Genomic DNA, 21,155 nt, shown 5'->3' on the forward strand with positions numbered 1-21,155 from the left:
GGGCCATCAACAGTCGATCTCTCTATGATTGTTTAGCCGAATTCAACGATCGAGGGGTGGGGGCGGCATGCTGGAGCGGCTGGAGACCGAGGTCTTCCTCGCGCTCGCGGAGGAGCTGCACTTCGGCCGGACGGCCGAGCGCCTGCACCTGACCACCGGGCGGGTCAGCCAGGTGGTGCGGAAGCTGGAGCGCCGGATCGGCGGTCCGCTGTTCGAGCGCACCAGTCGGTCGGTCCGACTCACCGCCGTGGGGCGGCAGTTGGCGGATGACCTGGCCCCGGTGGTGGAGGCGATGGCGGCGGCGGTGCGGCGGGCGGAGGACGCCAGCCGGGGGTTGACCGGGGAGCTGCGGGTGGCGTTCCTCGGGGAGTGGACGGCGCCGGTGCTGCTCAGGGCGGTCGCGCTGTTCGGCGAGCGGTACCCCGACTGCCGGGTGGACGTCCGCGAGGTCCAGCTCTCCAACTCCCGGTCGAGCCTGGAGGACGGCTCGGTGGACGTGCTGGTGGCCTCCTACCCGTTCGACGGCATGGCGCGCGGTCCGGTGCTGCTGACCGAGCAGCGGGTGCTGGCGGTGGCTGCCGGGCACCCGCTGGCCGCGGAACGGTCGGTGTCGATCGAGGTGCTCGCCGACCACCCGGTGGTGCAGTACCCGTCCGTCACCTCGGCGAGCTTCAAGCGGGACCGCACCCCCGACCACACCCCGTCCGGCCGCCCGGTGCCCAAGGGGCCGTCCGGCGGCACCTTCTCCGAGATGCTCAGCCTGGTCGCGATGGGGCGCGGCGTCCTCCCGGTGGGCGAGCACACCCGCCGCTACTACCCCCGCCCGGACGTCGCGTACGTGCCCATCCGCGACACGCCCCCGATCGAACGCGGACCGATCTGGCGGGAGGGGAACAGTACGGCGCGCGTGCTGGCCTTCGTCCGGGCGGCGGCGGACTCCGTTGCCGCGGGCTCCGTGGCGCCGACAGCGGGGCTGAGCCTCAACTCGCCCTGCGCCGCCGGTAGTAGTGCACGGTGAGCACCGCGAGCAGCGGGCCCCAGGCGGCCAGCGGGAGGTAGCTGACCCAGAACACCAGGGTCTGCCAGCCGTGGGTGATGATCCCGTCCCGGTCGCCCCGGATGGTCAGGCCGAGCGAGAACATCACCATCGCGTACGGGAAGACCATCAGGACCGCGGAGCCCAGCCCGGCCGGGACGACGGCGGCCAGCACCGGCACCGGGCGGCCGCCGAGGACGGGGATCCAGCGCGGCCACACCTCGCCCCAGCGCGCGACCAGGCCGAAGCAGAGGAAGGCCAGGGCCTCGCTGACCACGCTGAGGGTGAGGATGTACGCCCAGCCGCCGTCGAAGGAGGTCGGATCCTGCTCCGGGGGCGTCGGGCCGTGGTCGAGCAGGGGCAGGCCGACGATGAAGCCGGCGATCCGCCAGAGGCAGGAGGGCAGCACGACCAGCGTGATCGCGTACGCGGTCCGGACCGCCCAGCGCGGGACGCCCGGCGCGGGTGCGCCGTGCAGTCGTTCCGCCAGTCGGGGTGATGCCGTCGTCCGTGCGCCCATGGTTCCGCCTCCGGTCCGTCGACGGACGCCCGCCGCCCGCCGCTGCTCCGACGATCCCGGAGGACCGGTGCGGGGGCGTCCTCACCCGGGGCGAACCGGCTCCCCTGGCAGGGGGAGCCGACCGGGCGCCCGTGCGGGCGGTGGCGAAGGCTCAGGTGCTACCCAGGTATGACACCGGATCGGGCTCCCCGGTGTGACGATCGGGACGGCGCCGGCGCGGGAGGGTGAGGGCATCGACCGAACGAGGCTGAGGGAGCTCGGAGATGTTCGCGAACCACCGTCGGATCAGCACCGCCACCCGTGCCGCGGCCCGGGCGGGCCTCGCGTTGCCGGCCGGGCTGGCGGGTGCCGTGCTGGTGCTGGCCGGGCAGCCCGGGCGGGCCGCCCGGTGGCAGGGGCGGGTCTCGGGCGGCCGGGGCTGGACCGGCAGCCGGGTGCTGGCCCGGGCGGTGCTCGGGCTGCCCCTGGACGCACTGGCGCTGCTGGTCACGGGGTACGCGCTGTTCAACTCGGTGCGGAACTTCGGCTACCCGGTCTGGTACCTGGGCACCGACTACCACCAGGCCTGGGGCGGGCCGACCATGGCCGGTGTCTGGGCCGTGCACGCGGCGGGCTGGGGCCTCTGCCTGTACCTGCTGCTGCGCTGGCCGGTGCGGTGGATCGCGCGGGGCCAGCGGGCGCTGACCGTACGGCTGCTGGGCGGGGCGTCGGCCCCGGCTGCCCGGGCGGTGCCGGCGCCGGCGGTGTGACCGGCGCCCACCGTGCGAGCGACACCGGGGCCCCGGACCCCGAGGGTGGTCAGGGCAGCAGGAGCCCCCAGGACAGCGCCCAGGGGACGAAGGCCGCCGCGGCCGGCAAGAGCGCGCCGAGCCGGGCCCGGTCGAAGCCGCGGGCGGCGGCGAGCGCGGCCCGTCGCCGCAGCGCGCCGACGACGGCGACGGCGGCGGAACCCACGGCGAGCGCGGCGAGCAGCTGCACCGCCAGCCAGACCACCGGGCGGCCGAACAGCACCGGGCCGGGGAACATCGCCGCCGTGACCACCAGGAAGAGCAGGTAACCGAGCCCGCCCAGCAGCGCGGCGGTGCCGGTGGCGGCTGCCCAGCGGGCGGCGCGGGGCAGGGCGTCGGGGCGTGGACGGCGGCGGATCCGGCGGACGGCGCCGGTCAGCACGTAGCCCGCGAAGACGGTCAGGCAGAGCAGGGTGGCGACGGCCTCGAACCAGGCGGAGCGGTACCACGGCAGCGGGGCGAGCGCGTGGCTGCGGGTGCCGCCGACGCCGGAGAAGTCGAGCCGGGTGGCCACCGGCTCGACTGCGGCGGTCGTGGCGGGTGTGGCGTTCGCCGGCTCCGCGGTGGGGAGCAGGCCGAGCAGCACCGCCAGCGGGGCCGGGAGCATGGCGGTGACCAGCAGGGCGAGCGGTCCGTCCTGCGGTGGTCTGGTCCTGCCGGTCCTCATCGTCGGCCTCCCCCGGGGCTGTTCCCTTGTGCTTCCAGCCTGGCGGGGCGGCGGCGCGCGGGCGATGGTGGTAGGACCCGGACCGGGGGTGGGGATATCCCCCCGGGTGCCGAACTCTGCCTCTGCCCGGGGGAGTCGGGCGCCTGTTCGGGCGCCCGGTGGCTCAGCCGACCTCGTCGGGGCCGGTGAACGCGGGCGGGGTGTAGCCGGGGCCGGTGAAGTCGGGCGGGGTGAACGCGCCGGGGCGGGGTGTGCGGCCCTCGGGGTCGGTCAGGCCGTCGGGGCCGGGGCTGGTGAAGGCGGGGGAGGTGTACCCGGGGCTGCTGAAGTCGGGACCCTCGGCAGTGCGGGGCTCGGGGACGGCGCCGGAGTCAGGGCCGGGGACGGCGCCGGAGTCGGGCCCGGGCACCGGTGGAAGTGCGGCGTGCAGGTAGGGCAGCAGGCCGCGGTCGCGCAGGGCGGTGCGCCATTCGGTGCGGGCGTCGGCGAGTTCGGCGGCGAGCTCCGGGTCGGTGCCGGCCGGGGCGGCGGCGGTGCCGTCACGTATGGCGGTGAGGAGGAGCCCGACGATGCCGATGGCCATCGCGGCGACACCGGCGGCGAGCGCCACCCAGCCGGCCGTGACCAAGGAGCGGCCGAGGACGAGGTCCGGGTCGGTGGCGCGCAGCAGGTAGCCGATGAGCAGCAGGAAGACGGCGGCGGCCCAGGCCAGGATCGGGGTGAGCACGGTGAGGACGGGGAACAGTCCGGCGCCGCCGTTCGCGGAGCGCAGCTGGGTGAGCAGGCCGGGGGCGGTGGGCTCGACGCCGGGCGGGGGTGGGGGCGTGGTGCGCAGGCTCTCGCGCAGCCGGGTGTAGTGGGCGTACTCGGTGGCGGCCGCGGCGTTGATGCCGTCGGCCTCGCGCAGCGCGCGGATGCGCAGCTCGGGGGTGGTGAGCGCGCCGGGGGCGCGCAGGGCGGTGAGGACGGTGCGGTCGCGCAGGGCTTCGGCGAGGAGGCGCTCGTACTCCGGGCGGTCCTCGGCGAGCAGCGGCGGGGGGTTGGACATGGGGACCCCGTTCGTGCGGACCCCGGTTCGCTCCGCCCCGGGGGCGCGGGCGCCCTCAGGACGCCGAAACGGGCGCGGAGGCGGGCCGCCGGACGGGCGGCCGGGTGTGGTGTGCCTCATGGTAGGGGTGGGTGTGCCCGGGCTGACAGTCGGTTTCCGGAATTTCGCGCCCCGGGCCGCGCGCGTGCGACGGCCCGGGCGCCGGGAACAACTGTTCGGTGGAGGGTGTCAGTTGATGGGCAGTCGGGCGACCAGCAGTCGCCCTTCCATGGTGACGCCGCCGTCCATCGCCACCGCGAGGTCGTCCGCGTACACGTACGGTCCGGGGATGTGCGGCGGCTGGCCGTCGTCCGCGTGCACCGCGCCGGTGAGGTACGGGATCGGGCTGTGCCCGTGCACGATCCGGTTGCCGCCGTAGGTGTCCAGCAGCTCGTGGACGGCCGTCGGGCCGGCGTCGCCGCGGAAGGCGAAGCGCTTGGTGAAGCGGCGGAAGCAGTCCCACCACTCGTCCACGCCGGCGTCGGCGAGCAGGGCGTGCACGGCGTCGTTGACGTCGGGGATGGACTCGCCGTACTCCAGGTACGCGGTGGTGTCGGAGTGCAGCAGCAGGTGGCCGTCCTCCAGCGCGATGGCGGGGAGCCGGGACAGCCAGCTGATGTGGTGCGCCTCCAGGCGGTCCAGGTCGTTCTGCTGGCCGCCGTTGAGCCGCCAGGCGGCCAGGAAGGAGGCGGTGCCGGCGGTGGACTGGACCGGCTCGTCGCCGTACTTGGCGGCGCCGAGGAAGAGCAGTTCGTGATTGCCCATCAGGGCGCGGCAGTAGCCGCCGGCCGCGGCGGCCTCGGCGGCGAGCTGCATGACCAGGTCGATGACGCCGATGCCGTCGGGGCCGCGGTCGGTGAAGTCGCCGAGGAACCAGATCCGGGCGCGGCCGGCCGACCAGTGGCCGTCGGCGTCGATCAGGCCCTGGTGGTGCAGTTCGGCGCGCAGCTCCTCGAGGTAGCCGTGCACGTCGCCGACGACGTAGACCGGGCCGGGGGGCTCGCCGGGGCCGGGGGCCGGGTACGGGTAGGTCGGGGCGGAGGGGTCGGGCAGCGGCGGGCCGAGTTCGATGGTCGGCGGGTCGTCCCGGCCGTCGCGGCCGTCGAAGTGGAGGGCCGGGGAGGGCTGGTCGGGCAGGGTCGGCTCGTAGCCGGCGCGGTCGTCGTAGCCGCTGTTGTCCTCGTACCCGGCGTGCTCCTGGCCGTCGTACGCCGCGCGCTCCTCGTAGGCCGCCTGGTCCTGGCCCTCGTACGCGGCGCGCTCCTCGTAGCCCGGGCGCTGCTCCTCGTACCCGGGCCGGTCGTCGTAGCCGGGGTGGTCCCGGTGGGAGAACGCCGGGTCCTGGCCGACCGTCTGGCCCTGGGCGTGCACGGTGTGGCCCTGCCTGTCGGCGGTCCAGTGCTGCTCCAGGTAGCGGGCGCCGCCGTAGCCGCTGTAGGTCTCGGCGTCGTACGGGGCGGCCGGGTAGCCCTGGGCGGGCTCGGGTTCGTAATAGGTGCCGTACGGCAGCACATCGAGGTCCGGCTGGTGGCGGGGGCCCGAGTGGGGGTGCTCGGGCCCGGGGAAGCGGTCCTCGGGTGTCATTCGCCCATCATAGGAAGACCACTCTCCCGGCGTCGTCACCTGGTGGGCATCCAATCCTCCGGAGCGTCAGCCGGGCCGGTCCTCTAGGTCCGTTTTGTCCCGGCTCGGTATGGTCTCGTCAGCTCTGGCCGGGCTGCTTTCGTGCTCGCCCGGCTCCGGTCGGTGTCCGGCCGGCGCTCGATCGGGGGCCGACCGGCGTCCCGGGCGGGGCTCCGGCCGGCACCCCGTCGACGCCGATCGACGTCGACGGTCTAGACCTCACCCGGGGGCCGGGGCGGGCTGACGGTGGTGCGCGGACTCCGGCGCTGGGAGGACGCGCGGACGATCAGTTCGGTCGGCATCAGGGTGCCCGGCGGCGGTCCGGTGCCGGCGGTGCGGAACCGGGGCGGGAAGAGCCGGGCGATGTCGACGCCCGTCCCGGAGTCCACGCCCTCGATCGCGTCGATGAGCAGGTTGACCACGGTGGTGCCGATCTTGCGCGGCTTGAGCGAGAGCGTGGTGATCGGCGGCTCGGTGGTCGCGTAGACGTCGCTCTCGCTGCAGCAGACCAGCAGCAGGTCGTCCGGCACCCGCAGGCCGTAGCGGCGGGCGGCGGCGAGCAGGTCGGTCCCGTTGGGGTCGAACAGTCCGTAGACGGCGTCCGGCCGGTCGGGGCGGGCGAGCAGCCGGTCGGCGGCGACCGCGCCGGCCGCCGGGTCGTGCGCCGGGTAGGCCTCGTACACCGGTTCCTGCCCGACCTTGGTGCACCAGCCGAGGTAGGCCTCGGTGGAGAGCCGGGTGTAGGTGTCGGTGCTGGTCCCGGTGAGCAGGCCGATCCGGCGGGCGCCGGCTTCGGAGAGGTGGTCGAGGATGCCGAGCACGGCGGCCTCGTGGTCGTTGTCGACCCAGGCGGTGACCGGGCAGTTGCCCGGCTTGCCGTCGCTGACCACCGGGACGCCGGACCGGTACAGCTCGCTGACCAGCGGGTCCTGGTCGGGCGGGTCGATCACCACGGTGCCGTCCAGGGCGATGTTGCCCCAGACGTCGTGGCGCGAGGAGGCGGGCAGCACCACCAGCGCGTAGCCGCGGCCGAGCGCGGCGCTGGTGGCGGCCCGGGCCATCTCGGCGAAGTACGCGAACTCGGTGAAGGTGAACGGTTCTTCACCGTAGGTCGTGACGGTCAGCCCGATCAGGCCGGATCGTCCGGTGCGCAGGGTGCGGGCCGCCGCCGAGGGGCGGTAGCCGAGGCGCTCGGCGACTTCGCGCACCCGGCTGCGGGTCTCGTCGGGCAGGCGGCCCTTACCGTTCAGCGCGTCGGAGACGGTGGTGATCGACACTCCGGCGGCTGCCGCCACATCCCGGATGCCGGCCCGCTCCAGGCGCCGTGAGGTGGTGGGGCGCCGACCGCTCTGGTTGGCTGCTGCTGTCATGGCGGACCGATCGTATGGCTCCTGACAAGGGTCTGTGACCGGCGCATCGGGAGCCTTCGGAGATACGTTTCTCCACGAGTGAGCCTGGGTGCGCCCCTTCGATACCAGCCTGAAACCAGGCTTCTTACCTCTGACATGTGCCAAAGGAACCCGGCAGAATGGCTGATCTGCGCCGGTGACCCGACCGGGCATCTCACTCCTACGGGTGAGGGCTGTCGGTATCGTGCAAGGCACCCGACCGGGGTGGTCCGGGCGCGGCAGGAGATCCTGGGCACGGGGGCGACCCGCCCGTGGCGGGTGAGCGGCACCGGACAGTTGTGCAAGTTCTGGAAACGGAGTACGACCGTGAGCAGTGGTACGTCAGCGCAGGGTCCGCGGCTGCGGCCGACCCTGGACGGCATCCCCACCTACAAGCCCGGCAAGCCGGCCGGCGCCGACGCCTACAAGCTGTCCTCGAACGAGAACCCGTACGACCCGCTGCCCGGCGTGCTGGAGGCGGCGGTCACGGCGGCCGGCTCGTTCAACCGCTACCCCGACATGGGCGTCAGCGAGCTGACCGAGGTGCTCGCCGAGCGCTTCGATGTGCCCGCCGGGCACATTGCCACCGGCACCGGCTCGGTCGGCGTCGCCCAGTCGCTGATCCTCGCCACGGCCGGCCCGGGCGACGAGGTGGTCTTCGCCTGGCGTTCCTTCGAGGCCTACCCGATCATCACCCAGGTCGCCGGCGCCACGCCCGTCCCGGTGCCGCTCACCGCGAACGGCGACCACGACCTGGACGCGATGCTCGCCGCGATCACCCCGAACACCCGGCTGGTCTTCGTCTGCAACCCCAACAACCCCACCGGCAACGTGATCCACCGCGCCGAGCTGGAGCGCTTCCTGGACGCCGTGCCGAGCGAGGTCCTGGTCGTCGTGGACGAGGCGTACATCGAGTTCATCCGCGACGCCGAGGTGCCCAACGGCATCGACCTCTACCGTGACCGCCCGAACGTCTGCGTGCTGCGCACCTTCTCCAAGGCGTACGGCCTGGCGGGCCTGCGGGTCGGCTTCGCGATCGCGCACGAGCCGGTGGCGAACGCGCTGCGCAAGACCGCCGTCCCGTTCGGCGTCAGCCAGCTCGCCCAGAACGCCGCCGTGGCCTCGCTCCGCGCCGAGGACGCGCTGCTGGTGCGGGTGGACGCGCTGGTCGAGGAGCGCAACCGGGTGGTGGCCGGGCTGCGCGCCCAGGGCTGGGAGATCCCGGACTCGCAGGCCAACTTCGTCTGGCTCTGGCTCGGTGAGCGCTCGGCGGAGTTCGCCGCGGCCTGCGCCGAGGCGGGCGTGATCGTGCGGCCGTTCCCGGAGGGTGTCCGCGTGTCGATCGGGGAGGCCGAGGGCAACTCGATCTTCCTGTCGGTGGCGGAGGCCTTCCGCAAGTCGCTCTGACCTCTCCGAGCTGCTCGTAGTCGCAGGGGCGCGCCGTCGGACGGCGCGCCCCTGCGGCGTTCCCGCGCTCGCCTCGTGCTCCTGCGCTCCACCGGCGCGCCCCGGCTCGTCCTCGGCCGGCTCCCGGATGGCTGTGGGTTGCTGGGAGCCTGCTGGGAGTTCGGCCAACGGCCGACCACGGGGCGGCCAAGCGGGCCGCGCAGAGCGGCGGGTCTGTCCGGAATGCCCGGATCCGGCCGGTCAGTCTTCTCCCAGCCGGTGCCCAGGACTCCGCAAGAGCACCCCGGGAAGCTGTCCGCCATGAAGGTGCTCCCACGGCGGCGCGGTGCCGTCCTCGTCAACTCCGCGCTCGGCGTGGCCCTGCTGGGCGGTGCGGCGCTGGTGTACTCCACGGTCAGCGGTAGCTCCGGCCCGGCCTCGGCCAAGCCCGCCGCCCGGACGGCGACGGTCGCCAAGGGCACCGTCCTGGCCACCGTGTCCGGAACCGGCACCCTGGTGTCCCCCACCGACGCGGCCCAGGACTTCACCACCGGCGGCAAGCTCACCGCGGTCAAGGTCGCGGTCGGGGACGCCGTCAAGAAGGGCCAGGTGCTCGCCACCGTCGACACCACGGCGGCCCAGCAGCAGGTGGACGCGGCCCGGACGGCCCTCACCACGGCCCAGGCCAACCTCACCAAGGCGCAGGCCGGGGTCACCACCACGACCATCGAGCCGCTGCCGGCACCGACGGCCGGGGGGTCCGGCAGCGGGTCCGGCAGCGTCACCGGCGGCGGGTCCGCCAACGGCGGTGGCGGACGCGGGGCGGGCGGGAGCAGTACGCCCGCCCCGCAGACCACCACCATCACCACCACCAAGGTCGACGACGCGGCCGTGGCCCAGGCCCAGCAGCAGGTCGCCACCGCGCAGACCAACCTCTCCAACGCCCAGGCGGCGCTGGCCGGGACGACGCTGACCGCCACCGTGGACGGCACGGTCGCCTCGATCTCGGGCAAGGTCGGCGACACCGTCGGGGCGAGCGCCTCGGGCGGCTCGTCCTCCTCCGCCTCGGCCAAGTCCACCGGTGCGGGCGCGAGTTCGGGCACGCCGAGCGGCTTCATCGTGCTCACCAACCCGACCGGCATGCAGGTCACCGCGAACTTCTCCGAGCTCGACTCGCTCAAGCTGAAGAAGGGCGAGGCGGCCACCGTCACGCTGAACGCGAAGTCCGACACCAAGCTCAACGCCACCGTCCTGTCGATCAGTTCGCTGCCCAGCGGCAGCGGATCCGGCGGCGCGGCCGGCTCCTCCGCCGTCCAGTACGCGGCCACCCTGCAGCTGAGCGGCGACACCAGCACGCTGCGCACCGGTCTCAGCGCCACCGTCCAGGTGATCACCGGCGAGGCCGACAACGCGCTCTCGCTGCCCACCTCCGCCCTGTCCGGCACCGGTACCTCCCGCACCGCGACCGTGGTGCACGAGGACGGCAGCACCGAGCGGGTCACCGTCGGGGTCGGCGTCGAGGGCGACAGCACGGTGCAGGTGGTCTCCGGACTGAAGGAGGGCGACAAGGTCGAACTTCCCACCACCAGCGGCAGCAACGGCTTCCCGAACGGCTCCTTCCCGGGCGCCGGCGGCAACGGCCGGGGCGGCAACGGCGGCGGCGCCGGGGTCTTCCCGGGCGCCGGCGGCAATGGCGGTGGTGGTGGCGCCGGTGGTGCGGGCGGTGCCGGGGGCAGCGGCCGGGGCGGTCGGGGCTGAGCATGCGTCACGTCATCGACAAGCGTGTCGCCGCAGCTCCCGTGCCGGTGATCCGGATCCGCCGGCTCACCAAGTCGTACGGGCACGGCGACGCCACCGTGCACGCGCTGCGCGGCCCGGACGACCCGCAGACCGGCGAGCCGCAGGGCGTCAGTCTGGACATCGAGGAGGGCGACTACGTCGCCGTGATGGGCAGTTCGGGCTCCGGCAAGTCCACCCTGATGAACATCCTCGGCTGCCTCGACGTCCCGACCTCCGGCCGCTACCTGCTGGACGGCGTCGACGTCGGCCACCTGGACGAGCAGCAGCTCTCGCTGGTGCGCAACCGCAAGATCGGCTTCGTCTTCCAGTCCTTCAACCTGATCCCGCGCACCACCGCCCTCGCCCAGGTCGAGCTGCCGCTCGCCTACGCGGGCGTCCGGGCCGCCGAGCGGCGCCGCCGGGCACTGGCCGCGCTGTCGCTCGTCGGCCTCGACGCGCGGGCCGGCCACAAGCCCAACGAGCTGTCCGGCGGCCAGCAGCAGCGCGTCGCGGTGGCGCGGGCGCTGGTCACCGCACCCGCGATGCTGCTCGCCGACGAGCCGACCGGCAACCTCGACAGCCGTTCGACGGAGGAGGTGCTGGCCCTGATCGACGGGCTCAACGCCACCGGCCGCACGGTCGTGCTGATCACCCACGAGGACGAGGTCGCCCGGCACGCCAAGCGGGTGCTGCGGCTGGTCGACGGGCAGATCGTGAGCGACGTCCGGCAGGCCCCGGTGGACGGGCCGCCGCCTTCCCTGTGCGACCTGGAGGTGTCGGCATGATCCTCTGGCAGACGCTCCGCTTCGCGGTCGGCGGCCTCGCCGCCAACAAGGTGCGCTCGGCGCTCACCATGCTCGGCGTGCTGATCGGCGTCGCCTCGGTGATCCTGCTGCTGGCGGTCGGCAACGGCTCGTCGGTCGCGGTCAAGGACTCGATCACCTCGCTCGGCACCAACTCGCTGACCGTCAGCTCCGGTTCGGCGGCCGGCGGTGCCCGGGCCGCCTCCTCGGTGAAGAAGCTCACGGTGGCGGACGCCAAGGCGCTGGCGGGCGACGCCGACGCCGCGTCCGCGATCAAGTCGGTCGCACCGGTCGTCACGACCAGCGGCACGGCGCTGTACGGGAACATCTCGTACAGCCCGGGCTCCATCGTCGGCACCTACCCGGCGTACTTCGAGACCGCCAACCAGAAGGTCGCGCACGGCGAGTACTTCACCAACGACGACGTGCTCGGCTCGCGCAAGGTCGCGGTGCTCGGCGCCACCACGGCGAAGCAGCTGTTCGACACCGAGGACCCGGTCGGCAAGCAGATCGTGCTCGGCGGCACCCCGTTCACCGTGGTCGGCGTGCTGCAGGCCAAGGGCGGCAGCGGCTTCACCGACCCGGACGACGTGGTGATCGCCCCGCTGCCGACCGTGCAGAACGCGTTCACCGGCTTCGGCCCGGTCAACCAGATCCTGGTGCAGGCCGCCTCGGCGGACACCACGACGGCGGCGCAGTCCGAGATCACCCGGGTGCTGCTCGGCACCCACGCGATCGCCGACCCGACCAAGGCCGACTTCCGGATCACCAACCAGGCCTCCCTGCTCACGGCGCGGGAGAGCACCACCAAGACCTTCACGGTGCTGCTCGGCGCGGTGGCCGCGATCTCACTGCTGGTCGGCGGCATCGGGATCACCAACATCATGCTGGTGACGGTGACGGAGCGGACCAGGGAGATCGGCATCCGCAAGGCGCTCGGCGCGCCGCGCGCGGTCATCCTCGGGCAGTTCCTGACCGAGTCGACGCTGCTGTCGGTGATCGGCGCGGGGTTGGGCGTGGCCGCCGGGATCGCCGGCTCGCACTTCAGCATCGTCGGCATCAAGCCGGTGGTGATCCCCGAATCGGTGCTCGGCGCGTTCGGCATCGCCGTCGCCATCGGGCTCTTCTTCGGCAGCTACCCCGCCAACCGGGCCGCCTCGCTGCGGCCGATCGACGCCCTCCGGCACGAGTAGGAGATCACCCGATGGACCAGGACGAACGGATCGCCCTGCTCGCCACCGCGCCGGACGCGCGTGATGTGAGCGGTGAGCTGGCCGCGCCGCCCCGGCGCAAGCTCCCCTGGCTCAGCCTGGTGCTGGCGGGCGGTGTGATCGCCACGGGGGCGTTCGCGGGGGGTGTGTGGTTCCAGCAGAACCACGGGTCGTCGTCGGGCGGCAAGTCGTCCCGGCCTGCTGCTGCCGCTGGTGGTGCCGGCGCGGCTCAGCCCGGGTACGGGCAGGGCGGCCGCCGGGGCGGGCAGGGGCAGGGCGGTCAGGGTGGTGGGCAGGGGCAGGGCGGACAGCCCGGTTTCGCGCGCGGCACCGTAAAAGCCGTGGACGGCAACGTCGTGTACCTGACAGACTCGAATGGCAACACCGTCAAGGTCACCACCGGCGACGCGACGAAGGTCCAGCTCAACAAGGAGGGCAAGGTCAGCGACCTGCAGCCCGGCCAGAGCGTGACCGTCGTCGGCACCCCCGACGCCAACGGTGGCTACGCCGCCAGCCAGCTCGTCGAAGGCGCCGCAGGAGGCGGCTTCGGCGGGGGTGGTTTCGGCGGAGGAGGCGGAAACCGGAACCCGTCCGGCGGCTGACCCGGACCCGCCGGACGCCCGCGAGGCCCTCGCCCGATCCTCGGGTGAGGGCCTCCGCGTGTGCTCAGCTCCGCTCCCAGGCCTCGTCCCGGTCCCGGCCTCAAGTTCGCCGGCTTCCTCCAGAGTGCGAAGGCGGGCGAGTTCGACCACCTCACTGCCACCGCCTAGCGAGTCGTCCGGCGCCCCCTTGCTCCCCGCAAGGGGCCGCCGGTGAACGTGAGTCAGGTCGCGCTGTCCGAAGCCTCTTCGGCCTTGGTGTGGAGGATCTCGCGGGCCTGTTCGGCCGCGCGGGCGATGCTCTCGGAGACGAAGTCGAGGAAGCGGGCGATGTTCTCCATGCGGGCGCCGGCCGGGGTCCGGGCGCCGAGGACACCGACGCCCTGCCGTGCGGTTCCGACGAGTTGGGCGGTGGAGCGGGCGCTGGCCATCATCGACTGGTACCAGACGTCGTCGTCGACGACATACCGGTCGCGGCGGCGTTCGTCGCGTTCCCTGCGGACGAGGCCCTGGCTGTCGAGGAACGCGACCGCCTTGGAGACGGACGCCGGGCTGACCTGGAGGCGCTGGGCGAGTTCGGACGCGGTCAGGCTGCCCGAGTCGGTGAGGGTGAGGCAGGCCATCACCCGGGCCGTCATCTTGGGCATTCCCGACGCCATGAGAACGGTGGTGAACACCTCCTCGTACGCCCGTACCGCCTCGGCGTCCCGCCCGTGGGCCTGCGGGGGCGCCTCCACTCCTCGGGGCGCGGCCTGCCTGCGGCGCTGGGCGCGGTGCTCGGTTGCGCGGTGGGCGAGGTCGGCGCGGTAGGAGGTCGGACCGCCGTTGCGCATCACCTCGCGCGTGATCGTCGAGGTCGGGCGGTCGAGGCGTCGGGCGATCTCCGCGTAGGCGAGGCCGTCGGCCAGTCCCAGCGCGATCTGCTGACGTTCCTGCTGGGTGAGCCTGCCTCCCGGCATCGTGGCCTCCTTCGTGGTCCGTGGTGACCCCAGGATAGCGTTCATCTTCATTCCATTGCAACGGACTGAGTGGGATTGTTGCATTCTCTTCAGGGCCAGTGCAACGATTTCCTCGCTTTCACCTGCACTTATGATGTTTTCTCGCAACGGCGTCATTGCCTGAACCTTGAATGCAACGTAGCGTTTCTCATGTCGGAAACGCCGGGCCGAAGGGGCCCGCACCGCGGAACAAGGAGCAGCACGATGCACACGTTCAACACCCCCGCCCCGATCGCCGTTGTCCTCGACGTCCCCGCCGGGCGCATCCGGTTCATCGCCGCCGACCGGGCGGACACCACGGTCGAGGTCCTCCCCGTGGACTCCTCGAAGAGCCGCGACGTGAAGGCCGCGGAGCGGGTCGAGGTCGCCTACACCGACGGTGTCCTGCGGATCGAGACCCCGGCCGCGGCCAACCGGATCCTCGGCAACTCCGGCTTCGCCGAGGTGACCGTCCAGCTGCCCGCCGGCTCCCGCATCGAGGCCAAGGCCGCGAGCGCCGACCTCCGCGGTGTCGGACGACTCGGCGACGTGACCTTCGAGGGCGCACAGGGCACGGTCAAGCTCGACGAGACCGCGAGCGCCCGTCTCACCCTCCAGGACGGCGCCATCACCGTCGGCCGCCTCGGCGGCCCCGCCCACCTCGCCACCCGCAAGGGCGACCTCCAGATCGCCGAGGCCGTGCGCGGCATCGTCACCCTGCGCACCGAGCACGGCGACATCACCGTAGGCGCTGCCCGCGGCACCTCCGCGACCGTCGAAGCCGGCACCACCTACGGCCGCATCCACAACAGCCTCAACAACAGCGCCGGCCCCGACGCCGAGCTGGCCATCCACGCCACCACCGCCTACGGCGACATCACCGCCCGCAGCCTCTGACCCCCCATCAACCCAGCCGCTCACCAGCCAAGCTCCCGCGAAGACGAGGAACCGACCGTGAACGACCGCCCCGAACTGCAGAACGCCATCCAGTCCTTCGTCGACGCCGGCTTCGCCGGGATACAGATGCGCGTGAACGACGAGCACGGCGAATGGACCGGCAGCGCCGGGATCCGCAAGCTCGGCGAGACGGCCAAGCCCCGGACCGACGGCCGGTTCTGGATCGGCAGCAGCACCAAGACCTTCGTCGCCGCCCTGGTCCTGCACCTGGTCGCCGAGGGCGCCATCACACTCGACACTCCGGTCGCCGACCACCTGCCCCAGTTCGGGCTCGACCGGCGGATCACCGTGCGGATGCTGCTCCAGCACACCAGCGGTGTCTACAACTGCACCGGTGAGCTCGACCCCGACGGCACCTTCGTCCCGGGCATCCCCTCGATCGGCAAGGACTGGGTGGACAACCGCTTCCACACCTACCGGCCGGAGGAACTCGTCCGCTTCGCCCTCGCCAAGCCCGCCCGCTTCGAGCCGGGCGCCGACCAGAGCTACTCCAACACCAACTACACCCTCGCCGTGCTCCTGATCGAGCAGGTCGCCGGCCACTCCTACGCCGAGGAGATGCAGCGCCGGATCCTGGCACCCCTCGGCATGCGGGACACCTTCGTGCCGGGCGACTCACCCGAGCTCCCCGCGCCGCACGCCCACGGCTACTACCGCTACCAGGACGGCGACCAGTGGAAGGTCGTCGACGTCACCCGCCAGAACAGCTCCCTCCTCATCGGCTCCGGCGACATGATCTCGACCACCCGGGACCTCCACACCTTCTTCTCCGCACTGCTCGGCGGCAGGCTCCTGCCCGCCGCCCTGCTCGACGAGATGCGCACCCCCCACGGCATGCTCGGCTACGGCCTCGGCCTGTTCATCCAGGACCTCGGCCCCGACAGTGGCGGCATCACCATCGTCCACCACAACGGTGGCGCCCCCGGCGGCTACGGCGCACTGATGATCAGCACCCCCGACGGCAGCAAGACCCTCACCGCCGGACTCACCACCGGCGACGCCGCCACCAACCCGGCCGAGACCATCCCCCAGGCGCTGGACGCCCTCATCAAGGCCGTCTTCTGCTGACCGCCCGGCACCGGGAGGCTCACAGGCCGGGCACGTGGCGTCCGGACCGACCGGGGTGCGCCTGAGCGGGCTCGGCCGCTTCGCCAGGCACGCCAGCGGGTGGGCAGGGCGAGGCGGCCCTTGGACCCTGATGGCCGACAGCCGGCTGATCCCGGTCCAGGCCGTGCCGCCCCGGAGCACGGGTGGGGCTGGACCCACCCCTCCGTACGGCTGGACCCGTATGGGGGCGGGCGTTCGCTCCGTAGCGTCGTATCCACAACGACACGGAGGGAAAAGAACCATGGCGACCACGACCGACCGGGCCCAGGACCGCTTCACCACGGTGCGGAAGTGCATCGCACTCTTCGGTGCGATCAGCGCGATCGTCCTCGCCACCGTCGCCGTGATGGCGTTCACCGGGCACGAGGCGACCTCGTTCATGTGGTTCCGCGGGGCGATCCTCCTCGCGGTCACCCCGCTGCTGCTCCGGATGGCCACTCGCGCCGCCGAGGGGTCCTACCGGGACTTCGACCGGCTCCGCACCGTGTGCACGATCATGCCGATCGCTCTCATCGGCGTCGACCTGATCCCCGGCCTCTGCCCCGCCTGGTACGCCGTCCTCCAGGGCCTCTCCGCCCTCGCCCTGCTCGCGGTCGCCGTCCTCACCCGCACCTCGGCCTTCCCCAAGCGGTCCTGAGGGCACCCCGCGCAGGAAGTCGGCCCATCCGACTTCCTGCGCAGGCACGTTGTGGCACCGTCATCGCCACAAACCCTCCACCGGGGGGCGGCGAACCACTAGCCTGGACGCGATCAGCGCCCGGGGGTGATCGCGGGGCTGGGTGATGACCTCTCTGGGGGGACGATGAGCGGTTGGGACGACTTCCTCGCGTCGAGCGACGACGGGTCGGGCGACGACCCGGCGGGCCTCGGGGGTGACACGAGCGACGAGGAACTCGCCGTGCAGGAGGCCGCGATGGAACTCATCGAGGCGGAACTGGCCCTGGAGGAGGCGCAGTACGGCGACTTCGACTCCTTCGTCGTGAGCGACGCGGCCGACGCGGAGGAGGCCCTGTACGCGTCCGCCATCGGGGCCGAACTGGAGGCGGACGGGCAGGAGGCCGCCCTCGAGCTGGTCTCCGACGACGACACGCACAGCGACTCGTACAGCGACTCGTACAGCGATTCCTTCGGCGACTCGTACGGGGACGGCTCGTACTGAAGCCCGTCCGCGCGGAACCACGCCCCGCCGGGCGCTTCGTGGAGGTGTGATGCCCTCGATCATCCTGGACGCGGAACGGCGCGTCGGGGTCGACTCGGCACGCGTGCGCGCGGTCGCCGTCGAGGTGTTGCGGCGGCAGGGGTTCCGCGTCACCGCGGAGTGGGCCACCGTGGTGGAGGCCCAACGCGGATCGGCGGTGCGCTCGGTCATGCTGCTGCCGGACGAGGTGCCGGTGGCGGTGCGGATCGACCTCGCGGTCGAGGCGGGCGGCGGTTGTGTCCTCGCCCTGCACGTGGCCGACCGGGCGGTGTCGATGGTCGTGGTCGGGGTGCAGGAGCCCTACCGGGTGGCGTTCGAGACGCTGTTGGCGGAGCTGGACCGGGCGCTCGGCGGGCTCGATCCGCAGGCGGCCGCGACGGGATTCCCGGTGCCCCGCTGGTGGTTCCGCGGGCCGAATTCCGAGGCCGTCGAGCGGGGCCACGCCGCGGGGCAGCGCATCGTCGGCGGTGCGGCCGCGTTGATCTCCGGTCGGCTGTCCGGCAGGCCGCAGTCCACCGCGCCCGCCGGGTGGAGCGGTTACGAGCACGTGGTGTTCGCTGCGCCGGGCGGCATCGCCGTCCTGGACATGGGCTCCGTCCGGGCCCTGCTGACCATTCCGGTGATGATCGGCGCCCGTCCGGGCCGGCTTCCGGCGCCACTGGCCGCCCAGGTCCAGGAGTTCGCGGCTTCGGTGGAGGTCCGGCTCGGCGGGGGCGGCCGGGGAAGCCTGCAGATCGACGTGCCGGAGGGGCGCCGCAAGACCTTCGAGTTCCTCTACCAGCAGTTCGGCATCCGGTCGCAACTGCCGGTGCGGACCTTGTGCGTGTGCAGCGACTGCCTGCACCCCAAGGTGGTGAACCTGGACCTGCAACGGCTGCGGAAGAAGAACCGGAACCTCAAGCTCCTGGCCTCCCTGGTCAGCCTGTCCGGACACGGCGAGCCCAATCCGTTCACGGTCTTCGGGACGATCTTCCGGCAGGCCAAGCTGGAGCCGGACTTCGTCTGCGGGAGGTGCGAGAGCACCAGCGCGGACGAGCGGCCGGTGACCTTCTGCCCGAAGTGCGGTGAGATGTGCAGCGACTCCGTCCTGCTCACCTGTGCGAAGTGCGAGTACGACTACCGGGATCCGGTGCGGGGCGTGGCGATCTGGCGGGAGGTGCCGGTGGTTCCGGCGATGCCCGCGGTGCCTCCGGTCCCCGCGATGCCCGCGATGCCCGCGGTGCCTCCGGTCCCCGCGTCGCCGCCGGCGCCCTCGCTTCCCCCGATGCCGCTGTCCGGTCCGGAGCCCGCTACCCCGCCTGTTCCTGCGGCTCCGCCCGCTGTTCCCGTCGCCCCGCCCGCTGTTCCGGCTGTTCCTCCGTCGGCTCCGGCTGAGCCGTCGTCGGCGCCGAGGACGGGTGTGACCTCGGCGGTCGGGCGGGTGACAGGGGCGTTCGGGCCGCCTCCGCCGTCCTGGGAGACGCCCGCGTCGTCCCACGGAGCCTGTGCGATCTGTGGCCAGAGCTATGCGTCCCTGTGGCAGGTCCGGGTTGCGGAGGGGGCGGGTGTTCGGACGCTCGCCGTCTGCGCCACGAGTCCGGGCTGTTCGCCTCCCTCGCTCGTCCCGCCCGTCCCGGTTCGTCCCTGAGGCCGGGGACCGAAGTCGTTTTGTTGGATGATCTCCATGCTGTAGATCTGACGATCATGACAAAAGATCAGGTCAGCAGGCTCATCGGCGGCGGCTTCGGGCTCGCCTTCGTCCAGATGAACGCCGGGACCTTGCCGACCGCCGTCGCCGCCCCGCTGCGCGTGCTCGCCATCCTCGCGTTCCTCCGGATCGTGCTCGCCGGTCGACGCGCCGCCGCACCCACGACCGCCGACAACAGACCGCCGAGCGGCCCGGGCTTCGGACGCGGCTACTGGTACGTGGTGGCAGCCGAGGTAGTCGGCCTCGGGGCCGGCCTGTTCGTGATCAGCAACGTGCTGCACACCCCGCGCGCGAGTGTCGCCTGGATCGCCTTCGTGGTCGGCGTGCACTTCTTCGGCCTCGCGGTCGTCTGGAAGCGGCCCGCACTGCACGTCCTGGCCGCCTCGATGGCCGTCTGCGGCGTCGCCGGCCTGGTCCTCGCCGCCTGCGGCGCCTCCGCCCCCGTCATCGCGGTGGTCGCCGGCATCGTCCCCGGCGCACTCCTGCTCGGCTCGGTCCTGCTGGCCGGCCGCTCGGAAGCCGCGCGCTAGCCTCCCCGTCCCGGCGGCCCCTTGCTCCACGGCAAGGGGCCGCCGGCATGTCGTCCAGGAGTGGGTCTGGACCCACCCGGCCGTGTGGACAGACCCACCGCAATCCTGAGGGCCGCCTTCCCCAAGAACTGAAGCCCCACCCCGTGCAGGAAGTCGGCCCGCCCGACTTCCTGCGCAGGCCTACGAACCACCTGCCCGTGCGGCCCCTCGCGCACTGATGGACGCCGATCCGGCGGCCCGCTCCACGATCACTTCGGTACGGACTGACACCACGACCGTCAGGTGGCCGGCGGGGTGAAACCCTTGGTGATCAGGCGGACGGCGAGCCAGAGTTCCCAGGCGAAGACCGGGACGGCGGCGAGCATCCCGAATCCGGAGACCTGGTCGTAGGCGCCGAAGAGGACGGCGGCCGCGGAGGCGAAGATCAGCGTGCCACCGACGAGTCCGAGGGCCGCCATGGAGCGCGGGACGAGCCGTGCGCGGTACAGCAGCAGGGCGAGGACCGCCGTGTTGGCTCCGCAGATGAAGTCGGGGCCGAGCAGGAAGGTCCAGTCGTGGACGGCGACCAGGGCCCTGCCGGTGGTGAGGAGCGACGCCGGGTCGGCTCCGGTCGGCGGGTGTTGGCGGAGCGTCACGACCGCGAGCAGGCTGACGATGCCCACCGCGATGACGGCGGCTTCCAGGGTGCGGAGGGCGAGGTAGCCGGCGGCGAGGCCTTCGTCGTGGCGTCGGGTGACGGGGTACAGCGTGAACGCGGTCCCGACGATGGCGATGGTGAGGAGCACCTCGAACAGGGCGCCCAGGAGTACCCGGGTGTCCGGGCCGGTGCCGGTCACGTAGTCGGCGGTCTTCAGGACGGGCCCGTACAGGACGAGCCCGCCGATCGAGGTGATGTGGGTGGCGAGGAAGAACGTTCCTGCACCTCTGGCGAGCGTTCTCGGTGAGGCCACTGGGGGCTCCTTCGGCGAGGGGAAGGGTCGCAGGTGTACGCCGTACACCTCGGCTTGGACGCTAAGGTGTACCCCGTACACTTGTCAAGGGAGATCACGGGAGATCGGCGGGATCATGGCCCCACAGGCAGACACCGAGCGCCGGAAGCCGCTCAACCGGGACCGCGTGCTGCGCGCGGCCGTCGCGCGCGCCGACCGGTCCGGGATCGAGGCGCTGAGCATGCGCAGCCTCGCCCAGGAGCTGCAGGTCGTGCCGATGGCGCTCTACAAGCACGTGGCCAACAAGGAGCAGCTGCTCGACGGCATGGTCGAGCTGGTCGTCGGGGAGATCGACGCCCCGTCCGAGGGCCCCGACTGGCGGGGGGCGGTCCGCGAGCGCGTCCTGTCGGCCCGGCTGGCGCTGCTGCGGCACCCGTGGGCCCTGCGCGTCATCGAGTCCCGCGGCACCCCGACGCCCGCCGTGCTCGGCTACCTGGACTCCGTGATCGGCACGTTCAGGAGGGGCGGACTGTCCGTCGACCTCACCCACCACGCGATGCACGCGCTGGGCAGCCGGGTCTGGGGCTTCACCCAGGAGCTGTTCCCGGCCTCCCCGAGTGCGTCCCCGCGCGTCGATGACGGGGAGCAGCCTGCCGCGCTGGAGGGTATGGCGGCGCGGTACCCGCACATCGCCGAGATCGCCACGGCCGCCCGGGCCCACGACGGTGCGTCCGTCGTCGGTGACGGCTGCGACGACCAGTTCGAGTTCGAGTTCGCCCTCGACCTGCTCCTCGACGGGTTCGCGCGACTCCACGAGCGCGGCTGGACCTCGCACGGCGGGTGAGCGGGCGGACGGAAATGCCGACGACTCCGGCGAGCCCGA

At 72.8% G+C, this 21,155-nt stretch carries 21 protein-coding genes; 14 read left to right on the forward strand and 7 right to left on the reverse strand.

What is annotated here, in order from left to right:
- Positions 1 to 67 precede the first annotated feature (67 nt).
- Positions 68 to 1,018, forward strand: coding sequence for a LysR family transcriptional regulator (locus ACZ3TI_RS25330; protein ID WP_465729879.1), 951 nt, complete (start codon positions 68 to 70; stop codon positions 1,016 to 1,018).
- Here the strand turns inward: ACZ3TI_RS25330 and ACZ3TI_RS25335 are convergent.
- On the reverse strand, positions 981 to 1,556 hold the full coding sequence (locus tag ACZ3TI_RS25335) for a hypothetical protein (RefSeq protein WP_465729881.1): 576 nt from the start codon (positions 1,554 to 1,556) through the stop codon (positions 981 to 983). The genes ACZ3TI_RS25330 and ACZ3TI_RS25335 overlap by 38 nt on opposite strands.
- 263 nt (positions 1,557 to 1,819) lie before the next feature.
- On the opposite strand from ACZ3TI_RS25335, the gene ACZ3TI_RS25340 reads away from it, so the two are divergent.
- Positions 1,820 to 2,305, forward strand: coding sequence for a hypothetical protein (locus ACZ3TI_RS25340; RefSeq protein ID WP_465729883.1), 486 nt, complete (start codon positions 1,820 to 1,822; stop codon positions 2,303 to 2,305).
- A 49-nt stretch (positions 2,306 to 2,354) separates the two neighbouring features.
- Here ACZ3TI_RS25340 and ACZ3TI_RS25345 read toward each other — a convergent pair whose 3' ends face one another.
- From ACZ3TI_RS25345 to ACZ3TI_RS25360, 4 genes are all read right to left on the reverse strand, one after another.
- A complete protein-coding gene (locus tag ACZ3TI_RS25345) occupies positions 2,355 to 3,011 on the reverse strand; it encodes a hypothetical protein (RefSeq protein ID WP_465729885.1) in 657 nt (218 codons plus the stop codon).
- 163 nt (positions 3,012 to 3,174) lie between these two features.
- Entirely contained in the window at positions 3,175 to 4,059 is an 885-nt protein-coding gene (locus ACZ3TI_RS25350; RefSeq protein WP_465729887.1) for a hypothetical protein, read from the reverse strand.
- Between the two features lie 228 nt (positions 4,060 to 4,287).
- A complete protein-coding gene (locus ACZ3TI_RS25355) occupies positions 4,288 to 5,235 on the reverse strand; it encodes a metallophosphoesterase (protein ID WP_465730201.1) in 948 nt (315 codons plus the stop codon).
- A 698-nt stretch (positions 5,236 to 5,933) separates the two neighbouring features.
- The gene (locus tag ACZ3TI_RS25360) at positions 5,934 to 7,091 is read right to left on the reverse strand and encodes a LacI family DNA-binding transcriptional regulator (protein ID WP_465729889.1); all 1,158 of its coding nucleotides are present in this window, start codon (positions 7,089 to 7,091) and stop codon (positions 5,934 to 5,936) included.
- A gap of 345 nt (positions 7,092 to 7,436) precedes the next feature.
- On the opposite strand from ACZ3TI_RS25360, the gene hisC reads away from it, so the two are divergent.
- From hisC to ACZ3TI_RS25385, 5 genes are all read left to right on the forward strand, one after another.
- Positions 7,437 to 8,516 (forward strand): histidinol-phosphate transaminase, encoded by a 1,080-nt coding sequence (hisC, locus tag ACZ3TI_RS25365; RefSeq protein WP_465729891.1) that lies wholly within the window; start codon positions 7,437 to 7,439, stop codon positions 8,514 to 8,516.
- Positions 8,517 to 8,816: 300 nt separating this feature from the next.
- Positions 8,817 to 10,253 (forward strand): efflux RND transporter periplasmic adaptor subunit, encoded by a 1,437-nt coding sequence (locus ACZ3TI_RS25370; RefSeq protein WP_465729893.1) that lies wholly within the window; start codon positions 8,817 to 8,819, stop codon positions 10,251 to 10,253.
- Positions 10,254 to 10,255: 2 nt separating this feature from the next.
- The gene (locus ACZ3TI_RS25375; RefSeq protein WP_465729895.1) at positions 10,256 to 11,059 is read left to right on the forward strand and encodes an ABC transporter ATP-binding protein; all 804 of its coding nucleotides are present in this window, start codon (positions 10,256 to 10,258) and stop codon (positions 11,057 to 11,059) included.
- Positions 11,056 to 12,270, forward strand: coding sequence for an ABC transporter permease (locus tag ACZ3TI_RS25380; protein ID WP_465729897.1), 1,215 nt, complete (start codon positions 11,056 to 11,058; stop codon positions 12,268 to 12,270). Before ACZ3TI_RS25375 ends, ACZ3TI_RS25380 begins: the two co-directional genes overlap by 4 nt.
- An 11-nt stretch (positions 12,271 to 12,281) precedes the next feature.
- Complete coding sequence (locus ACZ3TI_RS25385; RefSeq protein ID WP_465729899.1) at positions 12,282 to 12,890, forward strand: hypothetical protein; 609 nt, start codon at positions 12,282 to 12,284, stop codon at positions 12,888 to 12,890.
- A 221-nt stretch (positions 12,891 to 13,111) separates the two neighbouring features.
- Here the strand turns inward: ACZ3TI_RS25385 and ACZ3TI_RS25390 are convergent, their stop codons facing one another.
- On the reverse strand, positions 13,112 to 13,846 hold the full coding sequence (locus ACZ3TI_RS25390) for a GbsR/MarR family transcriptional regulator (RefSeq protein ID WP_465729901.1): 735 nt from the start codon (positions 13,844 to 13,846) through the stop codon (positions 13,112 to 13,114).
- Positions 13,847 to 14,089: 243 nt separating this feature from the next.
- Between ACZ3TI_RS25390 and ACZ3TI_RS25395 the strand changes: the two genes are divergently transcribed.
- From ACZ3TI_RS25395 to ACZ3TI_RS25420, 6 genes are all read left to right on the forward strand, one after another.
- Positions 14,090 to 14,761, forward strand: coding sequence for a DUF4097 family beta strand repeat-containing protein (locus tag ACZ3TI_RS25395; protein ID WP_465729903.1), 672 nt, complete (start codon positions 14,090 to 14,092; stop codon positions 14,759 to 14,761).
- A 57-nt stretch (positions 14,762 to 14,818) separates the two neighbouring features.
- Positions 14,819 to 15,889, forward strand: a complete 1,071-nt coding sequence (locus ACZ3TI_RS25400) for a serine hydrolase domain-containing protein (protein ID WP_465729905.1) — start codon at positions 14,819 to 14,821, stop codon at positions 15,887 to 15,889.
- A 280-nt stretch (positions 15,890 to 16,169) separates the two neighbouring features.
- Positions 16,170 to 16,565, forward strand: coding sequence for a hypothetical protein (locus ACZ3TI_RS25405; protein WP_465729907.1), 396 nt, complete (start codon positions 16,170 to 16,172; stop codon positions 16,563 to 16,565).
- A gap of 165 nt (positions 16,566 to 16,730) precedes the next feature.
- Positions 16,731 to 17,087, forward strand: coding sequence for a hypothetical protein (locus tag ACZ3TI_RS25410; protein WP_465729909.1), 357 nt, complete (start codon positions 16,731 to 16,733; stop codon positions 17,085 to 17,087).
- Between the two features lie 49 nt (positions 17,088 to 17,136).
- The gene (locus tag ACZ3TI_RS25415; protein ID WP_465729911.1) at positions 17,137 to 18,753 is read left to right on the forward strand and encodes a hypothetical protein; all 1,617 of its coding nucleotides are present in this window, start codon (positions 17,137 to 17,139) and stop codon (positions 18,751 to 18,753) included.
- Positions 18,754 to 18,809: 56 nt separating this feature from the next.
- Positions 18,810 to 19,343 carry a hypothetical protein gene (locus ACZ3TI_RS25420; RefSeq protein WP_465729913.1) on the forward strand — a complete coding sequence of 178 codons (534 nt, stop codon included), beginning with the start codon at positions 18,810 to 18,812 and terminating at the stop codon, positions 19,341 to 19,343.
- A gap of 278 nt (positions 19,344 to 19,621) precedes the next feature.
- Here the strand turns inward: ACZ3TI_RS25420 and ACZ3TI_RS25425 are convergent, their stop codons facing one another.
- Complete coding sequence (locus ACZ3TI_RS25425) at positions 19,622 to 20,293, reverse strand: DUF4386 domain-containing protein (protein ID WP_465729915.1); 672 nt, start codon at positions 20,291 to 20,293, stop codon at positions 19,622 to 19,624.
- Positions 20,294 to 20,408: 115 nt separating this feature from the next.
- Here ACZ3TI_RS25425 and ACZ3TI_RS25430 point away from each other — a divergent pair, with 115 nt between their 5' ends.
- A complete protein-coding gene (locus ACZ3TI_RS25430; RefSeq protein ID WP_465729917.1) occupies positions 20,409 to 21,116 on the forward strand; it encodes a TetR/AcrR family transcriptional regulator in 708 nt (235 codons plus the stop codon).
- The last annotated feature ends 39 nt before the right edge of the window (positions 21,117 to 21,155 follow it).

This window comes from Kitasatospora sp. NPDC023120, from assembly GCF_055560835.1.